The sequence below is a fragment of the Neobacillus sp. YIM B06451 genome (assembly GCF_032667185.1).
In the GTDB taxonomy this organism is placed as follows: Bacteria; Bacillota; Bacilli; order Bacillales; family Cytobacillaceae; genus Bacillus_D.
In genome coordinates this window covers 695,497-720,993 of sequence record NZ_JAVFKJ010000001.1, presented here as the reverse complement: position 1 = coordinate 720,993, position 25,497 = coordinate 695,497, and the positions used below count along the sequence as shown (strand labels likewise).

The following is a 25,497-nucleotide window of genomic DNA, read 5'->3' as shown; positions in this document are numbered from 1 at the left end:
ATGTGATAAAATTTTGACAAGGGAGTGAGGGAAAATGCTAACAGTTAGAGATTTGTTTGAAATTAAGGCAATCGATGGAATTAAAATTGTTGCGGGCGAAAAGGGTATGGATAATGAAATTTCCATTGTGAATATCATAGAGAATCCCGAAGCATTTGACTGGCTTTCACCAAATGAATTGCTCTTATCGACAGGTTATATTTTTAAGGATAATGAAGATGTTCAGAAACGTATTATTAAAGAATTATCTGAAGTTAATTGTGCCGGGCTAGTTGTTAAAATGAAACGTTATTTCGATAAGATTCCACAGAATATGATTGATGAGGCCAATAGGCTTGGGTTACCAATCATTGAATTGCCATTTGAATATACTCTCTCAAGGGTTATTGCAATTATTAATGAAAAGGCATCTGGAAGATATGATTTGTTGAATCGAAAAACCTTGGATATGCATAACCTATTTTTTCGAATTACCCTCGAAGGCGGGGGTATTGAAAGAATTTCTTCCCTACTATCCGAGACTATAGGGAATCCAATTGTTTTTGTAGATCGGGACTGGAAGCTTTTACATCACACGGAACACCAGGATAACAAAGTACCATTAGCTTACTGCCTTGATTTGGTGAAAAACAGGAAGGTTTTCAATCAATCATTCATTGAGTCAATTCCTACTAATTTCAGCGAGATGAAAAAATCAATCAAACGCATTTATCACTTAGAAGGCATGGAGATTAAGTGCCGGATTCTTCCTGTTGCGGTCTCTAATCAACTCTATGGCTATATTGTTGTTTGGCAAACGGTACGGGAGCTCACAGAATTTGATTATATTAATTTAGAACAAGCGTCTACGATAATGGCACTTGAAAGAATTAAAGCAAAGGAAATCGAGGAAGTGAAATTAAGAATCAGGCAGGACTTCTTTGATGATTTATTAACAGGAAAAATAACCTCAAGTGAATCTATACAGACATTAAGTGAATTACATGGATTAAATTTTCAATACAAGTATTTTTGTATGGTGGTAAACATTGACTCTCAGGAACTCAATGTCAGTAAGGATTTCATTGCAAGGAAAGTACATTTGGAAAATAAGGCACGGAAATGTGTAGAGTTAGTATATGAACATTCCAATTTAGTTGTTGGAGAGATCACATGTTTCCATAGAAACAATCGCATCATCGTTTTAATAGGCCAACATGAAACTAGACCAACTATTTCCGTTGAAGAAGTCAAAAAATACGGTAATGGCCTATTCGAAATTCTTACTAAGCATGTCCCACATACAACGTTCTTAATTGGGATTGGCAGTCAATACGATACCATTCATTCACTCCACAAAAGTTTTTCAGAAGCGAATGAATCAATCAGGCTTATGAAAAGGCTTGATGAAAAAGGCGGCATCTCCCATTTTGAAGATCATATTGTTTATCATTTCTTGGATTCCAATATTAACGATAAGGAATTAAAAGAATTTTTCCTAAAAAGCCTTGGCCCGGTTTATGCCCATGACAGATTACATGAGACAAGCTATATCGCTACTTTGGAAAACTTTTTTAACAACAATCTCAACATAAGCGAAACGGCTAAAGCGATGTTTTTACATCGAAATACACTCATATACCGAATTGAAAAGATCAAAGAGATATTGAACAGTGATTTGAAAAACCCCGATGAGCTTTTACAACTCCAATTAGGCTTAAGGATCTTGAGATTATTGAACAAAAATATACAAATGAATGATTTGGATGAAATTAACTAAGGGAAAAAAGATCTTCAACCTAAAAATCATGGGGTTGGGATACACTGGATATTGCCTCGAATTTTTTAAATAGCAGGAACTTTATGCCCGATGGCGAATTGGTTTGTATAGCGCTTAATGTTTGGAGGCATTTGCTTTGTTACTCTACAATTGATTTTTATCAACTTCCCGGTCTTTTTTTAAAAAAAACAGGAGTTGATAAGATGATTTACAAACATACGATTGAGGGTATTACCCCTGATATGCTGCACGGTTTTTTCGTTGGCTGGCCGAATCCGCCTAGCCCGGAAATGCACTTGAAGCTGCTTCAGAACAGTAGCCATATTGTGATTGCCCTAGAGAATGAACAAGTTGTCGGTTTCATTACGGCAATCAGTGACGGCGTCCTTTCCGCCTACATCCCCTTCCTCGAAGTGCTGCCAGAGTACCAAGGAAAAGGTATTGGCCAAGAACTTGTCAAACGGATGCTCGAACAGCTCGGTAGCATTTATATGATCGACCTATGCTGTGAAGACGACCTCGTCCCTTTTTACGAAAAGGTTGGGATGTTCAGGTCTAACGGTATGCTTTTCAGGAATTATGACAGGCAGTCGGGGATTTAACTACAAAAGCATATATTTTTAAAAAGAAAACGCCCTTAGCAATGATGCTTTGGGCGTTTCTTACCAGAGGCTTGTAACTCCGCACTTTGGCGGGTGCTGCTGAATACTGTAGATTCTGAACAGCCAATTTTATTTTATCGGTGGGAGTGGACTTACCTAGTCAAAAATCCACCTGCCAAAAACAAACGCCTGTCCCGGATAGCCAAGTCTATTACTCTCTATCAAAAAAGAATAAAATGACTCCGGAAGTTCTATTATCTTTGTTTTTGAATAGAATGATTTAAGTTTTACTAGACTGGACCGTTGAAGGAGATTCGATATGAGCACGTTTGCCTTCATAAAGGAAACTAAGACACGTTGGCTAACACGGGTTATATGGCTGGTAACCGCCTGTTTTGCGATTTATTTTTTTATCTTAGATTTTCCTTTTCGGCTTGAAACGTATAGTTCCGTATGCGGGGATGAGAAGATTTGCCTCGAAACAGGACAGCTTAACCTCGAAGAAGCACTGCAGTTAAGCCAATTAGGACTGTCCCTTGATGCTTTCGCGGGTTTTAAAGTTTTCCTCGAAATCGTGAAAGTGCTTGTCTATTTTAGCGTTTCATCCCTTTTGCTTTTTCGTAAAGAACAGCCTTGGTTTAACCTCTACGTTTCCCTCGTATTCCTTTCATTGGGAATCGGCCTTTCCTACAATTTTCTAGCAGATCATCCAACGCAATTCATCATGTACCATTTTATTAGTAATTTCGGCGCTACCTACCTTGTTTTGTTCTATTTGCTCCCGGATGGGAAGTTTGTCCCTAGATGGACCGTTGCCATCGCCTTGTTTTGGATCATGGTCGGTGTCTTTTCGGTTTATTTTAAAGGAAGCGTTATGGACGTGGAGAATTGGCCCATTTGGCTTGGGGCATTTTTCTGGATATCCTTCCATGTCATTTTGATTTTTTCACAAATTTATCGATACAGGAAAAGATCTGATGCCATTATACGGCAGCAAATGAAGTGGTATGTATACAGTATTATCATGTACGTGATTGCCCTGCTGCTGTTGAATTTCGTTGGGCCTCTTAGCATTTCGCTAAAAATGGCAACAGAATTCGTCTACGCATTGAGTTCAATACTGATTCCTTTATCCATCGGTTTTGCCATTTTCAAATACCGGTTATGGGACATTAATATCATCATTCATCGTACGGTTCTTTACGGGATTCTCAGTATCCTGGTCGTCCTTTTTTACAGCGTAAGCGTAAGTGTCTTGAGCCTGTATATCGTTGAAGAGGATAGAATGATTTCCTCCTTAATCACTGCTGGTATCATTGCTTTTTGTTTTCAGCCTGTAAAAGTAAAACTTCAATCGTTTGTGAACCGCCTTGTGTATGGGGACAGGGATAATCCCCTTTTCATCCTGACCCAGTTGAATTCCATCTTAACGGCCGCAAGCAGCATGGAAAAGGTCCTTCCATTGGTCGTTACGACATTGGCGAAAACCTTGAAAATACCGTATGTGGCGATTCGGCTTATTGAACAGGAAACCTCGTATATAGCTGCCTCATTCGGAAAACCGAGTGAAGTGGACAGGGAAATTCCTCTTTTTTATCAGGGGAATCGGCTCGGTTCATTATTGCTTTCGAGCCGGGATTCGCATGAACCATTTAGGCCGTCGGATATGAGACTTCTTGATGGCTTGGCGCAACAGGTTGGTATTGTTGCCCAATCGATTCTGCTCCATAAGGATTTGCAGCGGTCGCGCAGCCAGCTTGTCCTGGCCAGGGAAGAAGAACGGAGAAGATTACGCAGGGATTTGCACGACGGGTTAGGACCGAGTTTGGCTAGCATAAAAATGAAGCTGGATGTAGCGGAGTCGTTTATCGAAGCGAAGCCTGAAAGCACCGCGAAAATTATCCATGAGACCGGGAACCAATTAAAGAAAATGATTGAAGAAATCAGAACTCTGGTCTATTCCCTTCGCCCCCCTGTCCTCGATGAACTGGGTTTAGTTGCAGCAATTCGGGAAATGTGCAACCACTATAGCCAGTCAGAAATAAACTTTTCTGTAGTTTCGATTCCGGAACCCTTGCCCGCTTTGCCGGCTGCGGCCGAAATAGCGGTGTACCGGATTGCACAGGAAGCCATTACGAATGTGGTCCGCCACTCGTCCGCAAATGAGTGCTCCATTACGATAGATGCTGAAAATGAGAATTTGCATGTGACAATTGTGGACAACGGCATCGGAATATCGGATGAGACTTTTAAAAAAGGCATTGGTTTCCATTCGATGAAAGAGCGCGCGGAAGAGCTTGGAGGAACGGCCATCATAGAGAACTTGCCTGATGGAGGTTTAAAGGTTTTTGCAAAAATACCAATTCAATAGAGGTGGAATAAATGATAAAGATACTGGTTGTGGATGACCATCCGCTGTTTCGGGAAGGGATTGCGACATTGCTCCAGTCAACTGATGATGCGGAATTGATTGGGGAAGCCACGAATGGGAAAGAAGCGATTGAGATGGCGGACAGGCTGAATCCGGATGTCATCTTAATGGATTTAAATTTACCGGTTTTGAATGGAATCGACGCCATCCAGTCGATAACCCGCCGAAAACCTGAAATCGGGATTCTGGTTTTGACGATGTTTGATGACAATGACTTAGTATTTGCTGCGCTAAAGGCGGGCGCGCGAGGATATTTATTGAAAGGTGCAAACCGTACGGAAACATTGCGGGCAATCAGCGCGGTTTCTAATGGTGAATCGATCTTCAGTCCACAAATCGCAGGCAGGCTTTTATCCTATTTTCGGACCGGACAATTAAAAGAAACCCTTATTTTTCCGGAATTAACGGAAAGAGAACGGCACATTTTGGAATTGATTGTGGACGGCAAAGATAATCCCGAAATAGCCAGGAAATTAGGTATTTCTTTAAAAACAGTCCGGAATCATCTGTCGAATATATACAACAAGCTCCAGGTGGCAAACCGTGCCGAAGCCATTGAACAGGCAAGAAATGAAGGCATGGGCCGGAAGTTTTAAAAATTTATGAATTGCTCCCGTAATGGTCCCGTAAAGTTCCCGACTGTATCGGGTAATGGCTCCCATGACAACGGGTTATACCCGATGATAATTTTGAATTATGGAATACCGGATTACATTTTGACCTCCTACTACGGTATTTTAAATTTCAATAAAGGGAGAATGAGAGAATGAAGTTTTCCAATCATTTTTTTCGGGTAAGCGGAGCATTTATGGTATTAGGGTCCATCGCGGTAGTCATTGGCCATTTACTGAAGCCCCAGCCGCCAGTAAACAATAGTGGGATCGAGCGTTTTATTTCGCAATCGCTGCTTTCCGATACGTTGTTATTGGTTGGGGTTCCAGTCGTGTTGCTTTGTTTGGCAGCACTGTTCATCAGGCAATCCAGTTCCTTATCGCTCTGGGGATGGGCCGGATATCCCCTCATGTTCATTGGTTTGCTGGTCGTTGACGTGATACAGCCGGTTATAAGGCTGGCCACCTATCCTCATGTGCTGGCGGATGTGAACGGTGAAAAGGAAATTTTCCAGGCCGTAACGACGATTTACGATCAAGAACCTTTTGGGTTTTTAAACTTCTTGCTGCTGCTGAGCCTGATTGGCCCGCTTTGGTCAGCCGTAGTTTTTTGGAAAGCGAAAACGTATCCAGGTTGGATGGCGCTCATGCTGGCATTTCTGGTTCCCGTTTTTATCATCGCGCCCCTCTTTGGATTCTTTAACTTTCCGGCGTATCTTTATCTCGTATTCGCTCTCTTTGGAGTAAGGTTAATCACCGACACGTTTAACAAGCAGCCTGCCCTCGCACTTACGCCCGATCAGTAACTGAATGTTTTTAACGGTTTGGGACCATTCAATTGGTCCTTTTTGCATCGAAAAAAAAGATTTGGGTTCCTTTTTGTTCCATCTTTGAAAAAATGGTTACATAAACCCAAAAACGGGTAAATTCACTAGGATTATATCTAACAATTTTTTTAAGGGCAGGTAGAAAATGCGAACAAGAATTATTGAAATTTTAAATGAACATCGAGAGAGGCTTTTGGCAGATTGGAAGATTGAATTACATCATGCCCTTCCTAAACCCGAGTATACGGAAGGGATTTTGGCAACTGAACTTTTTGATATTATTTTTGAAAGCATTAAAAAAGTCGACACCGACTCCTCATCTGACTTAAGTGCTTTTTATTCAAAATTAATGGACTTCAATGGCTCATTAAATTTTCTAACTTATGGTTTTCAGGGGTTTCGGAGAATTGCCTTAAAAACGCTGCTTCAGGAAGATTTAACAAAAGAGGAAGTTCTTCAAGTTTATTACGAGATTGACCGTTGGTTCGACCCGATCATCTCCCAGGTTGTAAACGATTGTTCAAATGATTGGGAAAATGCCCTTTCGCAGCAGCAACAAACCATCCAGGAATTGTCCGCGCCGGCAATTCAACTCTTTGATCACATCATCGTTATGCCGTTGGTCGGGAACATCAATGAGCGAAGGGCCACCACAATCATGGAAAGCCTTCTAAGGGGAATTGAAAAACATAAGGCTGAAATTGTCTTTTTGGACGTAAGCGGAGTCCCGACAATCGACACCTTTGTAGCACAGTCTCTTATGAACTCCACCACGGCTGCCAGATTGTTAGGAACAGAATGCATGATCGTCGGAATGAGGCCCGAAATCGCCCAAACGATCATCGGATTAGGCATTAACTTAAGTGAGATCAAAACGTTCGGGTCGTTGAACAGCGGCCTCATGTATGCAATGAAAGAATTGAACTTGCACAAATAAAGGCGAAATGCCCTTCCAATTGGGAGGGCATTTATAGTGTTGATAAAAAAACAGGCCCCTTGATTGGAAACTGGTGCGGTTTTGAAGTATAAAATTCGAAATAGCAGTGCTTTTCGCAGTTAATTCGCAGTTGAATTGCAGGCACTTTAACAGTAAAAATTTGCACTCAAAAAGCTCGAAGCATAATGGCTCCGACCATTTTTATAGTAGCACTTTGTTAAAGATTAGTCCCGTTAGCCATCCATGAAAGTACAATTCTTTACAAGTGAGTAATAACGTATGAAAACATTCGCTATAGCCTCCTTAAATATTGGCTATTTTCCCCTCCACTTCTAAATATGCATTTATCTATTCATGAAGCAGAATCTATAAACTAAACGCCCAATACTATCAGGAGATAACTTAGGATATTTCTCATAAAGATATTTCCAAAAAAAATCTCCTGACTCAACTACTGTTTTTTGGTTATCAGGAAAACTGTAAATCTCATCAATCAAAAAGCTAATTTTTGCAGCATCTTCAGGAGACATTTCAAGGGATTTCTTGCTGGACCATTCCTGAATAATTAAATTAACTTCCTCCCAATCAATTTCCATTTTGAGACACTCCTTTTGTTTAGCTAACATGCCTCGTTTGTTGGATAACCCTAATGATTTAGATTCATTTAATGTGGAAAGCAACTTTTGGGCAAGATGCCGTTCATTTTTATGAACATAAAAATCGTAAATAACAGGTTTTCTAAATTCATCGGCACTAAACGGTTGAAAAGGTGAACTATTAGGGGATTGTTTCTTTACTTTATATTTCAAGCCTCCATTTTTGAATAATTGGGCTACTTTAAAATAATCAATGTGATTTGTTGCCGTATATACTAATTCTTTATTAAATAGAAAGTCTAATATAGACAAGTGAACTCCCCCTTAAAACCACATTAATACATTTTATTGAATTCCTTTTTTGTACTAACCTGCACCTTTAGTCGAACAAGCTGCACGATCTCGAGCATTGGCACCAGTTAGTGAAAATTCATTTAACAAAATTCCTAAAGACATCAAAAATCAAAGGAATTCCGCAAACTACCATCAAAACAAATCCACTATATCGAAATATTGCTTCTACAATATCCGTAACGTCTTGCCAAAAGAAAAAATGAGGTATAGGTAAAATCAATAATACAAAACCAACAATCAACCCATAAAAGAAAGTTCTTTGTTTATCCAATTTCCATTCCTCTTCTCTACAATACTCTTCCTTTACATAACTGCCCCGTTCGTAAGGATTTCAACAAAAAGGGGGTTAATCTGACCTGCACCGCTGTTAAATAAAAAGCTGCCACTTTAAGCAGGACATAATGAACTTTATTATTAATATTTATCATTAATTTCTTCTGTTGCTTTTTGTTTCGAGTAAAAGTATGTCTTCACCAATCCAACAGCTAGAAGTGAAAGGATTCCGTTTAATATCACGGAGAACAAAGCAAAATTAGTTACCCCATAAACCACTGAATAGGTATAGCCTATTAACATACTTAGTAAAACAACTAAGATGAAAACCGTAATCTTAGGCAAAATGAAACTTATTAGTCCGCTTAAGAGCATTACAAGTGAACCCATAATAAAGAAGTGGAAGCTAAAGATCATTAAGAATTCCAAGTTATTGCGCCCCTTATTCTAATTACTTTATAAATTCTCCCAAAAAGAGGAAATCCCTTCTTTCACTAACCTGCCCCTTATGTTATATAAGCCTCCATTAAAACTTCATTTAACGCCCCAAGAGCCGGATGTTTGGCCTTCTGTTGAAAGAGATCACCATGTTTTCAAGAACATTCCACTCTTAAGTTGGAGCGATTATAATATGGGGCTAAAGTAGTTTACTAAGATCATGAAGTAATGTTCCTCCGACTATATAGTGTTCACCTTCATGATCACCTAATTGGAAGTGGGATGAAACAATAAACCAAGAGTAGCTTTCATCAAAAACACAGAAATCACTTGGCAAATATTCTCCATTGATCGCTATTTCTAACTCATGGCGGACAATTTCATTAAAGGGAACAGAGTAGACGGCATTTCTTCTATGGCTTACTGGAAGGAATGAATCGCCCCTGTCAAAAAATATATAAACTGGTGATTTCTGAATATGCTTACACAACACTTTTATCTTCGTAGAATCGGTAATCTGACTTTCTTTTTTAAAAGTTGATTCCCAAATATACTCCCCGGTTTCCCCTTCAATAAAGTTTTTTTCAAAAGTTCTAATCACATTCATAGAATCTCGGTTCGGTGAATGGCCATTCCAATCAAGATTCACTGTTGTTTTTTCTGGAAAGTACACAGACCTTCTTTTATCCTTAAGAGAAAACTCTTCAAAAAAGTGCCCCGCTCCATATATTTTCCCATCTCCGAAAACAGTGTTCATTAAATGGATATAAGCAAAAGTGGGAAGATAGTCCTCAGTGTCTTTTTTTATATAGTTACCATGATTGATTATATATTTTTCAGTAAAGGTCTTCTTTTCAGAATGATCTACACCTACAAATGTTCGCATCGTGGCCCCGTCGTAAATAACATAAAATTTATCTCTTACCCTTTGACCCAGCTTATGCTCCAATTTTTCTGGCTCACTATAGTAATCAATCTTTTCGTATTCATCATCCAAATCAAAAAATCCCCTAAGGTTAAAATCCGATTTTAATGATACAATATTTTCGTTTTTACTCATAACCTCACCCCAGAAATCGCGATCTCGCAATTAAATCGTGTCTCCTTCCTCCAAACTAAAACAGTGGGATACTGTTACTCCCACTGTTTATGCCGTTATTTAGTTAGTTTAATTAAAGATTTTGGAAAACAATCAATCTCCGCTCTTACTATAACTTTCAGTCAAAACAAACTTTCCCTCTCCGGGATTGTCGGCGATTTCATTCATTGCTTCCAAATCGTTAAAGTGCCACCATTCCGAAGCGAGCGGGCTAAGTCCGGCGCTTGTACAATAGGTCTGTAATTTCATGGCAGCTTCATTCATGGAATTGGTATACGTCGCATTCTTCCAGGCTGTTGCTGACCTCGATGATACGGGAGCAGTAAAAATCGCCGATGCCCCGCTCAATTCATGAATCGGTGTCGGCATCTCATACTCCGTATAATCGGTAATAATGGTTACGGTGTAATCGCCAATCGGCACCTCTTTTTTTTCATTAACTTTCACTAAACTCACATCGATGGCATACCCTTTTTGATGATTTGAAACACCATTTGTAATAAACCAGGTGATGTCCCATGGCTGGGTATTGATTCCCGCCATCACTTCAGGGTCTTTTTTTGCCAAGGCACTCAGTCCGTTGACAACTGCCATTTGCACCGTAAAAGGCCTGAACGCTTCATATATTTTGAGGGAGTCCCCTTCTTTCAATGCATGCTGTTGAGCGATGTCGATTTTTTTCGCCATCGTGTAAAGAACAGGCATGATATATTCTTCTTTTCCTAGCCGCTTGTTAAATGTCTTCCCTGGATATAAGGCCCGGTTGGAAATAGTGGGAATTTCCTTGACTGATGACACAAATTTTGAAGAATATGTATTCGTGTTGTCATAAACAATTGAAGGAATGACGTCGGGCAGATTGATAAAACAATATTGATGCGGCAGCCAGCCGGATAAAGGCCCCCGTTTTACGAACCACCAATCCCCTTCTTCCCTTACGATTTCAAAAGCTGTTCCAGCCTTCATTGTTTCAATTGTCTTTGCATCAGGATTTGCCGAGGCCTTTAATTCCAGTGCTACAGATGTATAGCCTGTTGCACCTTCAATTGGGAGTTCCAGTTCACCTTGATAAGGTTTACTTTCCACAGTTACTTTTTCGGCGGGTTCCTTTTTTGATGAATTTGAATTGGTTTCTTGATCCTCTGCAGCTGGCGGTGTTTGTCGATCGTTTCCAGAACGCTCGCCGTCCGGTTTTGCTGTACAAGCTGCAAGAGCAAGGATGATAACCATCAATAAAGCAAGCAGAGACTTATTTTTGCAATTAAACATCAACCTTCTCCTCAATTTCTACTACCCAAAAATAACATGTCTAAAAAGATACAAAATAATCAGGTGCGCCGGGTAAAAAACGTAAAATGTCCATTGAATCAATTTCGATTTTTTGCCCCGCTCCCCATTGTATAAGGCCAACAAAGGAATGACCAGAAAAATCCCAAAGCGGAAAATGGAATCGAAGCCCATTGAAACGATGCCAGGGATAATATAGAAAACCGTCCCAATCGTTGCATAGCTCGTCATTTGCATTTTGAAATTTCCCCTGAATATACCGAAAAACAAAACCCACAATACAGCGATATAATTCCAGTCTGCGGTGTAGGCGAGCAGGCAGCATACACCAACTAGCGCTATTTTTAAGCCAAGGGGAATATCTTCTCTTTTGCTTATCCCCAAGGCAACGAGCCCCATCAATAAGGACCAGATGACACTTGTCGCCTGCCACCATTCCAGCCCTAGAAACAGTACAAAAGGGAAGTGCGAAATCACCGCAAAAATAAACAGGCGTTTCTTATACTTTTTTAAATTTGACGTATAATGGTATCCTTCAGCGATTAAATAACACATAATAGGTGCGGCGAGTCTTCCAAAAGTATGTATAACAATGTCCAGCGTTGTCCCCTTCGCTACGAGCCAGATAGCCGTATGGTCAACGATCATTGCGATAATCGCAATAACTTTAATGGCATTCGCATCCAACGCTCCAATACTAATCGTATCTGACGTCCATGTCCTTGTGTTATTGGCTTCCAAACCTTACACTCCCATCTTGCTATATTTCCGTTACACTAACTATTACTATTCCTTAGAAACAAAGACATTAAACTTCTTTTTTCGACAAAAACGAGCCTGTCTTTTTTTGAAAATAAAAAGAGCTACCTTAGTAGCCCTTTGCTGCGAAAAAAACTTTATTTGACTATTACTTTTCCAACCATTCCCTGCTGATAATGGTACCGGCATATCAAATCATATGTACCCGGCATATTCGGTTTTACGCTAATGGTTTTTGTTGTTCCCGCCTGGACAACGGCGTCAATTCCGAGCCTTTCCACTGTAAAAGTGTGCTCTTTCTGGCCATTGTTTTTCAATATAAGCGTTGTTGCTCGTCCATTTGGCAAAGTGATCGTTTTCGGATTAAAGTAATCATCGTTCAACTCGACTTGAATCGCATTCTCTCGCTCACTAGGCTGTGTATCTACACTGGATTCAGCAAATACATTGAATGAGCCTAAAGTAATCACAGCCATAACCATTAAGAGTAAAACGCTTAACCTTTTTACAAACATTCTGGAATCCCTCCTTTTCTAGGGCTATTTTTACCAAATCGATAAAAATTATCACTAAATTGGGGGGATAAGAAGCAATTTCTTATTTTTGAAAAAGAAAAAAGATGGCTCCAATAAACGGGTTCGGTTTTCAAGTACAAAATTCTAATTTCCAGTACTATTCTCACGGATATTCATAATTGAATTAGCAGGTACTTTAGCAGTCAAATTAGCATACAAAAAGCTCAGAGCCGTAAATGAGCCCTGAGCTTGCTTTATATTAGTGCGTTGTTGAACATAAACACCCGTTAGTGTAAGTGCATTTTTTCACAATTTTGTAATATTGATGTTATTGGATAAGGATGTAAACATTTATCTCATAAAGCGAAGCCATTTTTCATTTATCTTTATTCATATTCTAAGTAATGGTATTTTTGAGTATCTTCTTCATAGGGAAAGTTAGAACCCTGTCTAATTTTTCCGTCTACACGGAAATATTCATAAGTATGTTCAGGCTCATCTTTAAAGGTTACATAAGCCGCATAACCGCCTTTTGGTAACTTTTGAGTTTCGACTTTTTGAATTTTTTCCTTATCATATTTTTTTATTAGATAAGTATAAGTATCATTTTTTAAAGAATAAAGTTGATATTTTATATATCCATAAATACAGAAAGGAAATATTATTATTAGCCATAAAATAATAGTAATCGGTATTAAAAATTTTTTATTCATATATAACTCCCCCCTTTTATGGCCTCAAAGTAAATAATCTCTATAAGTGGTTGTAAAAACCTTTTTTAAACTAATCTGCCCCGTTTGTTTAATAAAGAATTCAACAAAAAAGGCGGTTAATCCTTCTTGGATCAACGCACCCTTTACTTTAATAAAGATTAGCATATTTCAGTAGGTTAAAATTTGCTAAAGGTAATATCTATAGGTATGGTACTTTTCTTAAGGTTATCTATATGTTCAATAATGAATTTCTCTGAATCAAAAGCCATATCTGGTATTTCAGAACCAGAATTGAAACTATACCATTCTAATACCTTCAAGTCATCATTTGGTTTCATTTCTCCAGATACTACTTTTGCAAGTAACACTATTGCAATTGTGTGTAAACTAGGTGAGATATAATTTGTTACTACATTTAGGACCGAGCAAATCTCTATATGTAAATTGGTCTCTTCTTTTACCTCTCTATGTGCAGCTGTTAGGAAATCCTCATCGAATTCTATAAAGCCTCCAGGAAAACCCCATTTGTTATGTCCATATCTCCCCTTTCGCAGACCTAACAATACCTGGTTTTCTTTCTCAATAAATACGACTACAACAGGAGTTGGGTTGCGATAAAAGATGTAACCACATTCACTACATTTTAGCAAACTATCTGGTCTATATTCTTTTCCACAACAAGGGCAAAATTTAAATTTATTATCTGCAGTTTCTGAATGAGGATAATAAGAAAAAACTTGTTTTATATTCACTTTAACACCCCTTGATAACTCAATAGTATAATTTCTAAAATAATTATAAATAAGGTCATGTATAAATTCTTTATCTTTTAAATATATCCCTGCTTCTGCCACTAACCTGCCCCGTATGTTCAATAAGGAATTCAACAAAAAAGGTGGCTAATCCTGCCTGGATTAACGCACCCGGTAGTTCTATAACAGACCTTTAATCTCAACCTTGTTTATATTACATTTTTAGGTGAATTGGGAGTTTTATATTAAGTATAAATGGGCAATAACGTATATTGCTAAATCAATAATTAGTGTTAAGACACTTATGAATATGCCTACTACACTAGTTCCACCCTTTTGTTTTAGAACCTCTAATTCATCATATAGAGAAAGATTTAAACTCTTTATCCTTGTTATCTCTCTTTTACACTTAGCAAAGTATAATGAATTAGATATGAGTCCAAGTACAAGCCAATACAAAGCCGTTATTATTGTATCTTGTGTATCACTTATATCAGAAAAGATTAAATTGGGTAGCATAACTAAAGTAGAAAGAACTATTAGTTCGATATACATTTTTCTGTATCCCAACCAAAGTACACCACCAAGGAATGCACTCCAATTCCACGATAGTTTTGCTCGGCGGGGTAAGTTTATACAACTTTCATCATAAAGCCTCATGCCAAATTTACGTAGATATTTATCTTTTTTACTTTCCCCTATAAATACTCCCAACCTATCTTTGTCATTGACTTCACTAAAATTCCATTTAGTTATTCCGAAATATCCCATATAAATCACTTCTTCCCATCTGAAGATTTTTCCGTACACAAGAAAAAATAGAAATTAAAGTCCCTTTGGATTATAGGTGCTTGATAATTCCATTTTTTTCAAGTATTCATATTAGTATCATATTGACACAAATGGGACCTTTAGTCACGAGTCTTAATGTACTAACCTGCACCGTATGTTCAATAAGGAATTCAACAAAAGGTGCCTTAATCCTTCTTGGATCAAATCACCCGTTACTTTATGTACAACACCTCACAAACTTTTTTTTACACCTCATAAACTCAATAATTTAAATGTGTTCCATGCAAAAAGCCGCGTTTTTATTTAAGAAAAGAGCCTGATTGTTGAAGACTACAATTATATTTCACTCTAAATATCACTGGGGTTTGGATTTTAATACCTTGCCATTAAAGACACATCAAACCTAAAAAGTGGAGGAATTTGTGAGGTACCTCTCATTACTAAGCTCACTTCTAATGTCGCATTAAACTACTTTAAGTACCATACTCTTATTCTTACGTATCGTGCATCTAATATAAAAGCCATCTTGAATAAATTGGATAATTAATCCATAATTGGGTGAGGGCATCTTAAATCTTAATCCTGTAATACGTTTAAGGGAGTGATGGTGTTTGGTTAAGAACAAACAAATCGAGAAGCGAGTGAGAGGTTTATATTTTATTTAGTTGAATAAAACCTCTCATAAGCTCATGGGAGGCAAATGAATATGATGTACTCAAAAAACATGGTACAAGGAATTGAACTGACTAGCGAAAACTTTTATAAAGCAGCAGGTCTTTTTGAAGCGTTGAAGCATCATTTATCAATTAAAGGTGTCATTAAAGGCACTGTACCAGGCAGGGTCTTTCTGTCTAATGACGGTACATCAGCATTGTTGACAAGCCCTCAAGGCATTTTTCTAGGGGGTAGTACAGAGAACAACCGATTTTTCGAAGAAGCCAATAATTTAGTCAAAGATGAGCTTTTACCTGAGTTTGCCTCGAATGGAGAGTTAGATTATGTACTGTTTTATCCCACAGATGGAAAATGGGATGGTATTCTCCAGATTGTTATGAAGGATTTATTGCCTATGAGAAGTGGGCGAATGATCTTTACTCACAATTTGAGCAGTATAGAAGTTCCCGCTGATAATAGTATTGTCCCGATAAATGGCAACGTATTGCAACGTCAAGATGTAGTAGGGCTAAGTGAAGTAATAAGTGAAATTCTAGAGAACTGGCCTTCAATTGAAGCATACGAGGATAAGGGCTTCGGTTGTGTTGCTATACAAGATACGTCTCAGGGGCCGACCATTATTAGCTGGTGCCTAACGGATTGGGTAGTTGATGATGAGTGTGAAATCGGTATTGAAACAGATGAAAACTATCAACGTAACGGGTGGGCACGAAAAACAGCATTAGGTACACTCGCGCTCGCGAAACAGAGGGGTATCAGAAAAGTTGGTTGGCAGTGTTGGTCAAACAACATAGCTTCTCAGCGAACAGCTCTGTCTGTTGGTTTCAAGCCGCTTGCGGATTTTCCTGTTCTGTTTGGTTGGAATCATCCTTTAAACAACCTCCTTGTCAACGGAAACCATTATATGCGTGGTGATCGTAAGTATGATGTGGAGAAAGATTATGCCCGTGCAGCTTGGAGTTATGCTCAAGCACTTGATAAAGGTTGGGACTGGAATGGAGATAAGGCATTATATTGGAATGCAGCCTGTATGTTTTATTTGACAGGCGGAATAGAACAGGCGAAACATTATTACAAAAAGGCTACAGATAAGGGATGGAGAGATATCCATCAACCACATTATCATGAATATGTCTATAGAGAAGAGAATAGCGAACAGATCGCACTCATACTTTCAGAGTTACTTATGAATTAGTTTAACAAATACTGCCTTATCCACTTTAATTATTGCCGCCAAAACTATAGGAACTTTTTTGAAGCAATTTTCTCAATAAAGCTAACGTTCCTGGTAATTTAGTTGAACTACACAGTAAGGGTACAGATTCCTTTGACTATTTGCAGTTAATTTAAGTTAATATTGGTCAAGATCTTAACGCTTGAAATTATGACAGAGGTTGCTCCTGAAATTTGATATTCAGCATTTTTCAGGACAACCTCACTTTACTGCTTTAATTGAAATATCCTGTCTATTAGTTCACCAAACTGGCCCAATTGTCGAATTACCTAAAATTTTTTTCTTCAAATAAAATGCACCGTTAGCTTAATAAGCCAACAAAAATAAGCGATAATCCTTCTTGAATTATCTGTTAGTTCTATTTTAGTAAACTAATGTTATCAATCCTTATTAACAATAGAAGCTCCAGACTCTTCAAGGATTTCCTCTATTATTTTATATACTGCCTCGCCTTCTTCATTTCTTATTTTATACTTTTTATTATCTATATCTGTCAAAGTAATATAACCATTTTCATTTATATCCAAGGTGTAAACAAAAGTATTAGAAACTATGCTCAGCCTAAAAAAATCATAAAAATTTATAATATCTTTGGAATTTAATATTCTGGAGTATTTAACGGATTTTATTGTTTCAGAGAATTGTGTTAGATATTCTCTGTCTTCTATTGGTACACTATCGTAGGTGTATAGATTGTCATCTTTTCTAGAAAGATGAATATACATTTTTTCTATATCACCAATGTTTTTAAATACTTTATCTGATGACAAAGGGAGAATGTAATCATTAAACATATAAACAGAAATGATAATAGCTATGAAAATCCAATAAAATCGTTTCATAAAGCCCTCCTATTTACAAACCCCTTATTTTTACAATACATATTCTCTAGAGTTCTATAATAGTTCTCAGATTTCCTTCTTTAACTAAACTCGTTAGTACAAGAAGGAATTCACTACATCATTCTTCAGCAGTTCATCGTATCCAGCGATTTTATTGATTTTTAGAGTTAGAATTCAGTAATTCTGCCTCTATTTCTTCATTTGGCACTAATACCTCTTCATTGTTTTGATCCTTACCTTTAGGTATCAGCATTAAAATACCAAGAATAAAAACGATTAAAATGAGCAAAACAGAAACAGTATGCAAACTTTGCCCTGCTGCCATAGCAACTTGCAATAAAATTGAGGCTGTAAGTAGTGATAAACTAATTATTAAAAATCCAAATAACTTGGACATAACTCCCCAACTCCCTTTTTCAATTACCTGCCGTTATTTATATTTATTCTAGTATTTACTACGGATTCCTTCTTCCGCTAAACTGCTTCGTATGTGCAATAAGGAATTCAACAAAAAGGAGGTTAGTCCTTCCTGGAACAACCCACCCTTTAGTTGAATAACATCAATAAATATTTATTATTATCAACGAATTGATTTAGAAATTTCTTTAGATTATTAAACACTTCTTCTATGTCTCCAATACCTTGCTCTGCTAAATAAAACCCGTCTGATAAAAAGTGAATCTCCAGCTCTATCCACTCATTACTTATAGGCAAATACTTTATTAGTTTATCCAGCATACTTATAACGCTAGAAATATCTTTAGTTGCATTTAGATATTCACTTAGCAATCCTAATATTATTTTTGGAGGAAGACTATTATCAATCTCTCCCTTGACCATCATTAACTTTAAACAAATTTCATCTTGCTTTTCTTTAGTAGATAAGGATAACTCAATAATTTCATAAGGTGGAGAATCAAGGTTATCAATTATTGTGTCTGCCCATTTTATCATTCCCTTTATTGTTAAAAAACCTATTGAAATCCCTATTCTATATACTTCTGCCACCAATTTTATTTCCATAAGCACACCACCTAACCAATAATCATCCTGTATATTTCCACATTGTGGCTATTCCTTCTTCAGGAATGCTGCCCCGTTTGCTTAATAAGAAATTCATCAAAAAAGAATAAAAATCAGTGCAAAAATAAGTAAGATTGTATGAACACCAATCAATGCAAGCCTCCCTCTTTTTGGCATCTCGCACAGCTTTATAAAAGTAAGGATTGAAAGTCCAATTGACAAAATTGGACCTATTATAAGCCCTACAAGAAGGAGCATCCCGAGTACATCTGTCGTGATGTGTACATATAAAAAGCCCACAGCCAATGATAGCCAATAGTAATTAACCAAACTCACGAATAGGAAAACCACATTCACGATAAAGTTCATGTTAACCTCCCTTATTGTCTTTAACTCTTCTGCCCGTTTGTTCAATAAGGAATTCAACAATAAAAGGGCGGAGGTTCTTCCTAGAACATCACGCCCTAATTTCTTCACAACTAAAGGAACGCAGTGAAGCAGAGGACGGTTCTGCTTTCCTGCTTCATCTGCTAGTTAGAAATCCCTTACTCTTCTTTATTACTCTAATAATGATGAGCAGACCTTTTAACAATAAAAACACATGATAAAATATGAGTGAAGGGATAAACCCGCCCAGCACGTTGGAAATATCCCTAAAGATTAGCTCTCCTGCTAAGAAAGCTAATAGAATATAAAATGTGATTACCCCAAATATTCCGTACATAACGACATTGAAAAAATATCTCCAAATACTGTTCCGTATTATAATTTTTTGATTAGTTATGTCAATTAGATATGAAGCGGGAATTCCTAAAATAAGATACCCGAAAAAGAAGATCATCATTATATTTAGGTCAGTACTTATGCTTATACTTGTTGGTCGCAGCATATATAGCGAGCAGACAACAGTAGAGACCAAAGCAGTGATAACTTGAATAGAATTCTCTTCCCCTCCTATTTTTACATTTAGCATAGATGCAAATAGACAAGGTTCAACTTCAATCTTAACTATTCAGAAATAAGCCTTTGTTCGAGTTTCTCAATGGCCTTATAATCCAGAGGCGGATTCAATACCTTATAACCTCGGGACCATGCTACAATGTCTCGCTCAAAGGTATATATTTTCAAATCCCCATCTATATAACCGAGGTAAAGTGTAAATTGTTCATTTGGATGTTCAGAACTCCAACCTTCTTGATTTGTTAATTTAACACGGTATTGACCAAGAAATTCTGAGAGGTCATGAATGGTTTCATCGTCTGGTTTTATAAGTTGAAATTCCTCTGGCCCCTTATTTCCCATTATGATATACACTTTCTTGACGTCTTTAATTTTCACTAAATCAGCCAGATTTTGTTCCCGATATTTATATCCGAAAAAAGCAATTACGGCGATTATTATTACCAACAAAAGAACATAGAATTTTTTCGTCAAATCGTATCCTCCCCTGTCTTTCTTCTTAAAAACGCTGTATTTGCAGAAAAGGTTTACCAAGTTGGTTCCGCTTTCAATTTACCATAGCTAACTTAAAATAACCATATAATGCCATTTTATAAGACATCATATTTGAATGGAACAATGGCAAACCTCGGCGATGAGTTTTGCCAATTTTACTATTATGACGATCCTTAGTAGTGTTTATTTACTAGAAAGGTAATCCCTCTTTAAAAATTACGTCAATCCCAAATGAACGAACCAACCGACAAATCCAGTAAAGCTTGAAATCGCACGCTATGAGCAATATTTAATGGAACCGGTCGTATTCAAGTAGAACTAGAGGGAAAGTAGATAATTTGGTAAAGAACGAATAGCCCTAAAGTAAAGCCGATTCAAGAAAAGACCTTGAATCGGCTTGTTTTTCCAACCAGAAAAATCATAAACCCAACTGTTACAAGCATGAGATAAATACTAAAGTATGGTATCTGGTTCAGAGATATCGATGTTAACTCCATCGTTTACATGGATGTGAATCGTCCTTGCTTTTATTTCGGCATTTCCTTTTATTTGGTATGTCAGCTGTACCTCATGGCTGGGCTCCGCTTTACTTGGAATGGTTTTGTCAATCGTAATCGTTTCATAGTCGATTTTATTATAAGTTTCAATCAGTTCCTCGATTTCGGATTCCATTCTTGTAAATGCGTACTTTTTAATTTCCTCCATGTCTTGTTGTTTAAGCGCATGAAGATAATGGATGAATACCTTCGCGCCCTCTTCCGACTGGATTGCTTTGGACAATGTTTGATATAGGTCTTGGTAGTGTGAGTTTTCTTTTAACAGTGTAGCGAGATCATAGGAGTGATTTTCTAAAGGTGGTGGAGTTTCGTTATTAGAGATGGATGGAAAGAAAACATCAAAAACTTTGCTTTCACCATCTTCATACTGGCAATTAACAATTTGTAGGTTTTTCATATTCCAGTCTGAGGAGCGTAGATAGATAAATGAATGATCCAATTCTACAATATTGTGACTAGTAAGATATTGTAAATCGTCGTATTGCTCATGATAACCAGGTGCTTCAATCGTTTTAGGTCTATACAAGCTTGTTGGCTGTTGTGTCGTTTTTTTGATTACTCTAGTACTAATATTGTATTGATGAGTAAATACAAATTCGTTAGACATAGACATATCGTCATTTCCAATATAGATTGTTGTACCATCTTGTGATACAGATGCCAACATCATTGAGATGCCATATGACTTAATTTGCTCATATGAGATTCGATTAGATACTATTGAATCTTTCATATTATATACGATTACTCCAAATGTACCCTGCATAACTACTATGTTGTTATCGGCATATAAAAGTCGGGGCATTTCGGCACCAATATTCATTTGTTCTATGTCAGACAAGTCTACCGCTAATTCTTCACCCTCAGGTAAGTCACTACTAGAACCCTGTACAGCAGGCCCGTTTTCTGGACCCACAAAAGAGTCTTTTAGAAAGGGTAGGCTTAATACGAGAAAAATAATGGCAGCAGAAGCCAAAACTGTCCAATATAAGGGATTAAACTTTCTTGATATACGACTTCCTTGCTGGATTTTTAGGCGAATTTTTTCGCTTTCTTCAGCCGAAAATTTAACATTCTCTTTTAAATAGCTCTTCACGTTATCTGATATGTTCTTATCAAAGTTATTCAAGGTTGGTACCCCTTTCAAGTTTACTTTGAAGAGCCTCTTTTCCACGTAACAGTCTTGATTTAACGGTATTTATGCTAATATTTAGGACCTCACCAATTTCCCTCATGTTCATTTCCTGATAATAATATAGAATGAGAACCTCTTTGTATTTTCCTGAAAGACTAGCGATTTGTTCTATTATTTCATTGGAATGTTGTTGCTGAATAAACATATTTTCGGATGATTGACTTGTATTCAATGGATGAATTTCTGGTTTATAAATTAGATTCTTAATGCTCCATCGTTTACGATGATCTTTGCATTTGTTAATTGTGATTCGAATCAGCCAAGTCTTATAACTAGCTTCATGCCGAAACTTGGCCATATTTTTATAAAAAGTAATAAAAACTTCCTGAATTATATCCTCACATTCAATTTGATCGTTTACATACAAATAGGCGATCCGTTTTAACTCAGCTCCATACTTCAGCATTAACTGATTCAAGAGGACCTCGTTAGTTATTTCTACATCAATACTTTCTTGAATAAACACCGCCGCCCCTCCCTTCAAAAGATTAGACGAATGTAAAGATAGATTTGACCCGTTTATTTTATATGCCTTTCTTTTATCGTACCTAACTAGTTTACTGAAGACAAAAAACCGCTTTGTTGATTTCTTTTGTCGAAAACAACAAGGCGGTTAGTTCTCTACATTCTGTTACATAACGTTTTGCCCTGGATGGCACTTTTGAGAAAATTGTAAACCGGCAGCGACTTGTTAAGAGGCAGGAAGGCTAATTTTTGTTAGCTTTCCGAAATGCATCAAATATATTGTATGCCGTTCCAAAAATCATTAAGAAGATTGATCCGCCAAGTATCCACGTTTTAAACTGATCGTTTGTAGTGTTAAATAAATCCGCCATATAGGTAAGGAAATTAGTATTTAGGATATTTGGGGTGACTAGGATTACGATGACTACGATCGTTTCAATGAGTTGGATAACAGTAGTGTAAAGCGCCATTCGCTTCGTCCATTTCCCCTTTATCAATTTATAAAGGGATAGCGCAATTTCTAAACCAATCATTATTACAACTATCGGCCAAAATCGAAGTAGAACGTCCTGATTAAAAGCTGGGATCACAAATTCAAGCGCGCCTCTTCCGTTTTCATATACCCCTATTAAATGATCCGCATAGAAAAAGACTGTTGCCGCAATTGCGGTCCACATTAAACACAAGAATACTTCAAAATTAGAAATGGCTTTTTTCTTAGGGAGATAAGTGACATTTTTCAGATCGTCCGGAGTCCATTTCTTTAGACTTGATGTTAACGGCTGATCGTCATTCCCTTTATCGACCCTTTCCAAAACCGCAAACACAATCGTTAACCAAAAGAAAACTTGGATCCCTACCTCAATGACTTGTGATATTCCTTTCCCGATAAGATTGAATACCACATCCATTACAGCTTCATTTCCACTATATCCAATAAAAAATTGAGCAATGACGATGATGAAAGAAACCGCCGCCGCAATTGGAAAAAACATTTTTATCAGCGTCACATATACATCGAAATAGCGCGGCCCAATCAGGTACATTGGCCGATCCCGATAACCGTTCGCCAAACTGACCGGGTTTCCCATTTTCTCCAGAACCGCCTTCACATCTTCCTGGGTTGGCTCATCCGGAAGCATATCCGCTATCGTTGACTCCAACTCAAGCGCAATATCCTCACGGTTTTTCTCGGGCAGTCTTCTGGTAACTTCATGAACATATATCTCAATTAGATTCATCGTCCTCTTCCCCCTTTAATAAGCTGTAAAGTTCATTCGTATTCTTGAGCCATTCATTTTTTAATTGCGTGAAAATTTCCTGGCCAAACTCGCTTAATACATAATACTTGCGGGGTCTGCTCTCGGTTGTATCCCAGCTGCTCGTGACCAACTCCTGTTTCTCTAACCGCCTAAGCAGTGGATATAAGGTACTCTGGTCAATCGGGATGCCCGATTCTTCCAGTAACTGAACAAGTGAATATCCATACTGCGGGGTTCGCAATTGGCTTAATACGGCCAGTGTCAAAGTACCCCTCCTTAGCTCAATCATTAGGGAATCCAATAAATTACTCATTCACCCACCTCATTTCTTTTACTATGTGTCGTACAGTATTTATTATATACTATGTATGGTACAGTATTGTGGAAATGAAATCAATTAAATTTTACAAATTATCCAAAAACAGGGTTAAAAACACTTTAAAAAAAACGGTACTTTAGTATTTGAGCTAAAGTGCCGTTTCGGCCTCAGGAATTTTGCACATGTTTTTCTTGCAGGGGACATCATGAAGATAATATTGTGCCTGTCTAAATGGTTGGCAGGCAATCATGTGAAATTAAAAAAACCAGCAGTTTCCCGCTGGTCGACATTCTATTTATTTCGATAAAAACGATCCCTCACTCTTTTCAAACGCGCATGGTAATTCAAAATATCAAGCCGAGCTTTTTCGGCTTCCGGTGCGATTGGACGCAGGTTTTCAATATCCCAGTAATCGACGATGACATCAAGCACCTGGTCAAAATATTCAAGCGGCCCGTAGTTCGCTTCCTTGGCGATGATCGCCATCCGATTTTCAAAATCAGGCATCACAGCTCCCGGCATCTGAAAATTCATGATGACGTTCGCAAGATGGTAGCAGTAATTCGGCTCGAGTTCCAAATGATACTTGATTACTTCCCGGTAGAAGGTGTAATGAAGTGTTTCATCCTTGGCCAGACGCCTTAAAAGGCTGGAAAGATCCTTGTCATGAGGGGCTGCTACTTTTGCGACATTGTAATAAAACACCATAGTGGCAAGTTCCTGCATCGAAGTGTACACCATTGTTTCGAATGGTGTGTGAAAGTCAGGATTCCAGCCGTTTTCAACCGTTTGTTTGTGCAACTTGTGCAGGTGCATCGGATCGACGTTCCTGGTAATCAACAAATACGTTTCCAGCAAATTCGAGTGCTGGTCTTCCTCGGATGTCCATGTATGTACAAATTCTTTAATGACCGATAATGATCCCTTAAAAGTCTGCTCAAGATATGAAGTAAACCAAGGAAGGTTCACTTCGGTCAATAGGGCTGTTTCAACAGCTGTGATGACCGATGAAGGAAGCGTCACTTGGCTTGGATCCCAAGGAACGCGCCTGAAATCCATCGCTTTATCCCATGGTAAAAATTCATGATAACCCCAATCGATTTTATCCGCCCTTTTTTTATGCTCTTCGTACAACTCTCTCAATCGTGGTTCAAGTCTAAAATCCAAATGGTTTGTTAACAAAATAGCCCCTCCAAGTTTGAAAAAATTGTCCATTGTTCATAGCGTGTGGCTTTTACCTATTTCATTAAGCCTTCCACCGAATTTATCCCCTGGTATTAAGACCAGTTCTCAAAAACAGTATACCACACGACTATGTTGTTAACCCAATTGGAGGGTCTAGGTAAAAGGGATTAATTTTTAAACAAGTAAATGGAAATTGTCCGATTGAGAGATTGGTTCGGAATGGTTTAGGAACGGTAACCATTGAAATGGACGATATAAAGGGTGCTTCTGACTCGTTTCGGTGCTGTAATCAAAAAGCTGCCAGAAGACGGGGCATCTTCTGACTGGTTTCGATCGTGTAATCGAAAAGCTGTCAGAAGTCTGGGGTACTTCTGACTCGTTTTGCTGCTTTAATCCAAAAGCTGTCAGAAGACCCGGCATCTTCTGACATGTTCCGGTGCGGTAAACAAAAAGTTGTCAGAAGCTGGGTTACTTCTGACTCGTTTCTGCTCTTGAACCGAAAAGCTGTCCGAAGACAAATGTCTTCTAATGAATAATCCA

Annotated in this window: 26 protein-coding genes; 7 read left to right on the top strand and 19 right to left on the bottom strand. The window is 37.9% G+C overall.

Going from position 1 to position 25,497, the window contains the following annotated elements:
• Positions 1–34 precede the first annotated feature (34 nt).
• The 6 genes from RB160_RS03525 to RB160_RS03500 all read left to right on the top strand — a co-directional run bounded on the left by RB160_RS03525 (position 35) and on the right by RB160_RS03500 (position 7,167).
• Positions 35–1,759, top strand: a complete 1,725-nt coding sequence (locus RB160_RS03525) for a PucR family transcriptional regulator (protein WP_316568817.1) — start codon at positions 35–37, stop codon at positions 1,757–1,759.
• Positions 1,760–1,962: 203 nt separating this feature from the next.
• The gene (locus RB160_RS03520) at positions 1,963–2,361 is read left to right on the top strand and encodes a GNAT family N-acetyltransferase (protein WP_316568816.1); all 399 of its coding nucleotides are present in this window, start codon (positions 1,963–1,965) and stop codon (positions 2,359–2,361) included.
• Positions 2,362–2,680: 319 nt separating this feature from the next.
• Positions 2,681–4,732 carry a sensor histidine kinase gene (locus tag RB160_RS03515; RefSeq protein ID WP_316568815.1) on the top strand — a complete coding sequence of 684 codons (2,052 nt, stop codon included), beginning with the start codon at positions 2,681–2,683 and terminating at the stop codon, positions 4,730–4,732.
• An 11-nt stretch (positions 4,733–4,743) separates the two neighbouring features.
• Positions 4,744–5,388 carry a response regulator transcription factor gene (locus RB160_RS03510; protein ID WP_316568814.1) on the top strand — a complete coding sequence of 215 codons (645 nt, stop codon included), beginning with the start codon at positions 4,744–4,746 and terminating at the stop codon, positions 5,386–5,388.
• A gap of 170 nt (positions 5,389–5,558) precedes the next feature.
• A complete protein-coding gene (locus RB160_RS03505) occupies positions 5,559–6,209 on the top strand; it encodes a hypothetical protein (protein WP_316568813.1) in 651 nt (216 codons plus the stop codon).
• 166 nt (positions 6,210–6,375) lie between these two features.
• Positions 6,376–7,167, top strand: a complete 792-nt coding sequence (locus RB160_RS03500; RefSeq protein ID WP_316568812.1) for an STAS domain-containing protein — start codon at positions 6,376–6,378, stop codon at positions 7,165–7,167.
• 344 nt (positions 7,168–7,511) lie between these two features.
• On the opposite strand, the gene RB160_RS03495 is transcribed toward RB160_RS03500, so the two are convergent.
• From RB160_RS03495 to RB160_RS03455, 9 genes are all read right to left on the bottom strand, one after another.
• The gene (locus tag RB160_RS03495; RefSeq protein ID WP_316568811.1) at positions 7,512–8,075 is read right to left on the bottom strand and encodes a hypothetical protein; all 564 of its coding nucleotides are present in this window, start codon (positions 8,073–8,075) and stop codon (positions 7,512–7,514) included.
• Between the two features lie 118 nt (positions 8,076–8,193).
• Complete coding sequence (locus RB160_RS03490; RefSeq protein WP_316568810.1) at positions 8,194–8,388, bottom strand: hypothetical protein; 195 nt, start codon at positions 8,386–8,388, stop codon at positions 8,194–8,196.
• 639 nt (positions 8,389–9,027) lie between these two features.
• Positions 9,028–9,888 (bottom strand): hypothetical protein, encoded by an 861-nt coding sequence (locus RB160_RS03485; RefSeq protein WP_316568809.1) that lies wholly within the window; start codon positions 9,886–9,888, stop codon positions 9,028–9,030.
• 132 nt (positions 9,889–10,020) lie between these two features.
• The gene (locus RB160_RS03480; RefSeq protein WP_316568808.1) at positions 10,021–11,196 is read right to left on the bottom strand and encodes a hypothetical protein; all 1,176 of its coding nucleotides are present in this window, start codon (positions 11,194–11,196) and stop codon (positions 10,021–10,023) included.
• A gap of 21 nt (positions 11,197–11,217) precedes the next feature.
• On the bottom strand, positions 11,218–11,955 hold the full coding sequence (locus tag RB160_RS03475) for a TraX family protein (RefSeq protein ID WP_316568807.1): 738 nt from the start codon (positions 11,953–11,955) through the stop codon (positions 11,218–11,220).
• Between the two features lie 155 nt (positions 11,956–12,110).
• Positions 12,111–12,488, bottom strand: a complete 378-nt coding sequence (locus RB160_RS03470) for a cupredoxin domain-containing protein (RefSeq protein WP_316568806.1) — start codon at positions 12,486–12,488, stop codon at positions 12,111–12,113.
• A gap of 386 nt (positions 12,489–12,874) precedes the next feature.
• Positions 12,875–13,201 carry a DUF3139 domain-containing protein gene (locus RB160_RS03465; RefSeq protein ID WP_316568805.1) on the bottom strand — a complete coding sequence of 109 codons (327 nt, stop codon included), beginning with the start codon at positions 13,199–13,201 and terminating at the stop codon, positions 12,875–12,877.
• 176 nt (positions 13,202–13,377) lie between these two features.
• Positions 13,378–14,055, bottom strand: coding sequence for an NUDIX domain-containing protein (locus RB160_RS03460; protein WP_316568804.1), 678 nt, complete (start codon positions 14,053–14,055; stop codon positions 13,378–13,380).
• 138 nt (positions 14,056–14,193) lie between these two features.
• Positions 14,194–14,724, bottom strand: a complete 531-nt coding sequence (locus RB160_RS03455; protein WP_316568803.1) for a DUF2628 domain-containing protein — start codon at positions 14,722–14,724, stop codon at positions 14,194–14,196.
• A 727-nt stretch (positions 14,725–15,451) separates the two neighbouring features.
• Between RB160_RS03455 and RB160_RS03450 the strand changes: the two genes are divergently transcribed.
• A complete protein-coding gene (locus RB160_RS03450; RefSeq protein WP_316568802.1) occupies positions 15,452–16,615 on the top strand; it encodes a GNAT family N-acetyltransferase in 1,164 nt (387 codons plus the stop codon).
• A gap of 419 nt (positions 16,616–17,034) precedes the next feature.
• Here RB160_RS03450 and RB160_RS03445 read toward each other — a convergent pair whose 3' ends face one another.
• The 10 genes from RB160_RS03445 to RB160_RS03400 form a co-directional block, all read right to left on the bottom strand.
• Positions 17,035–17,496 (bottom strand): hypothetical protein, encoded by a 462-nt coding sequence (locus RB160_RS03445; RefSeq protein WP_316568801.1) that lies wholly within the window; start codon positions 17,494–17,496, stop codon positions 17,035–17,037.
• A 151-nt stretch (positions 17,497–17,647) separates the two neighbouring features.
• Positions 17,648–17,893 (bottom strand): hypothetical protein, encoded by a 246-nt coding sequence (locus RB160_RS03440; protein ID WP_316568800.1) that lies wholly within the window; start codon positions 17,891–17,893, stop codon positions 17,648–17,650.
• A gap of 149 nt (positions 17,894–18,042) precedes the next feature.
• Positions 18,043–18,519, bottom strand: coding sequence for a hypothetical protein (locus tag RB160_RS03435; RefSeq protein ID WP_316568799.1), 477 nt, complete (start codon positions 18,517–18,519; stop codon positions 18,043–18,045).
• Positions 18,520–18,615: 96 nt separating this feature from the next.
• Positions 18,616–18,888, bottom strand: coding sequence for a hypothetical protein (locus tag RB160_RS03430; RefSeq protein ID WP_316568798.1), 273 nt, complete (start codon positions 18,886–18,888; stop codon positions 18,616–18,618).
• A gap of 639 nt (positions 18,889–19,527) precedes the next feature.
• Positions 19,528–19,953 carry a hypothetical protein gene (locus RB160_RS03425; protein WP_316568797.1) on the bottom strand — a complete coding sequence of 142 codons (426 nt, stop codon included), beginning with the start codon at positions 19,951–19,953 and terminating at the stop codon, positions 19,528–19,530.
• Positions 19,954–20,427: 474 nt separating this feature from the next.
• Positions 20,428–21,660, bottom strand: a complete 1,233-nt coding sequence (locus tag RB160_RS03420) for a hypothetical protein (protein ID WP_316568796.1) — start codon at positions 21,658–21,660, stop codon at positions 20,428–20,430.
• Positions 21,653–22,192 (bottom strand): RNA polymerase sigma factor, encoded by a 540-nt coding sequence (locus RB160_RS03415; RefSeq protein ID WP_316568795.1) that lies wholly within the window; start codon positions 22,190–22,192, stop codon positions 21,653–21,655. Before RB160_RS03415 ends, RB160_RS03420 begins: the two co-directional genes overlap by 8 nt.
• A gap of 241 nt (positions 22,193–22,433) precedes the next feature.
• Positions 22,434–23,432 carry an HAAS signaling domain-containing protein gene (locus RB160_RS03410; RefSeq protein ID WP_316568794.1) on the bottom strand — a complete coding sequence of 333 codons (999 nt, stop codon included), beginning with the start codon at positions 23,430–23,432 and terminating at the stop codon, positions 22,434–22,436.
• A complete protein-coding gene (locus RB160_RS03405; RefSeq protein WP_316568793.1) occupies positions 23,419–23,766 on the bottom strand; it encodes a PadR family transcriptional regulator in 348 nt (115 codons plus the stop codon). The genes RB160_RS03410 and RB160_RS03405 overlap by 14 nt, the downstream gene beginning before the upstream one ends.
• 297 nt (positions 23,767–24,063) lie before the next feature.
• Positions 24,064–24,954 (bottom strand): acyl-ACP desaturase, encoded by an 891-nt coding sequence (locus RB160_RS03400; RefSeq protein WP_316568792.1) that lies wholly within the window; start codon positions 24,952–24,954, stop codon positions 24,064–24,066.
• Between the last annotated feature and the right edge of the window lie 543 nt (positions 24,955–25,497).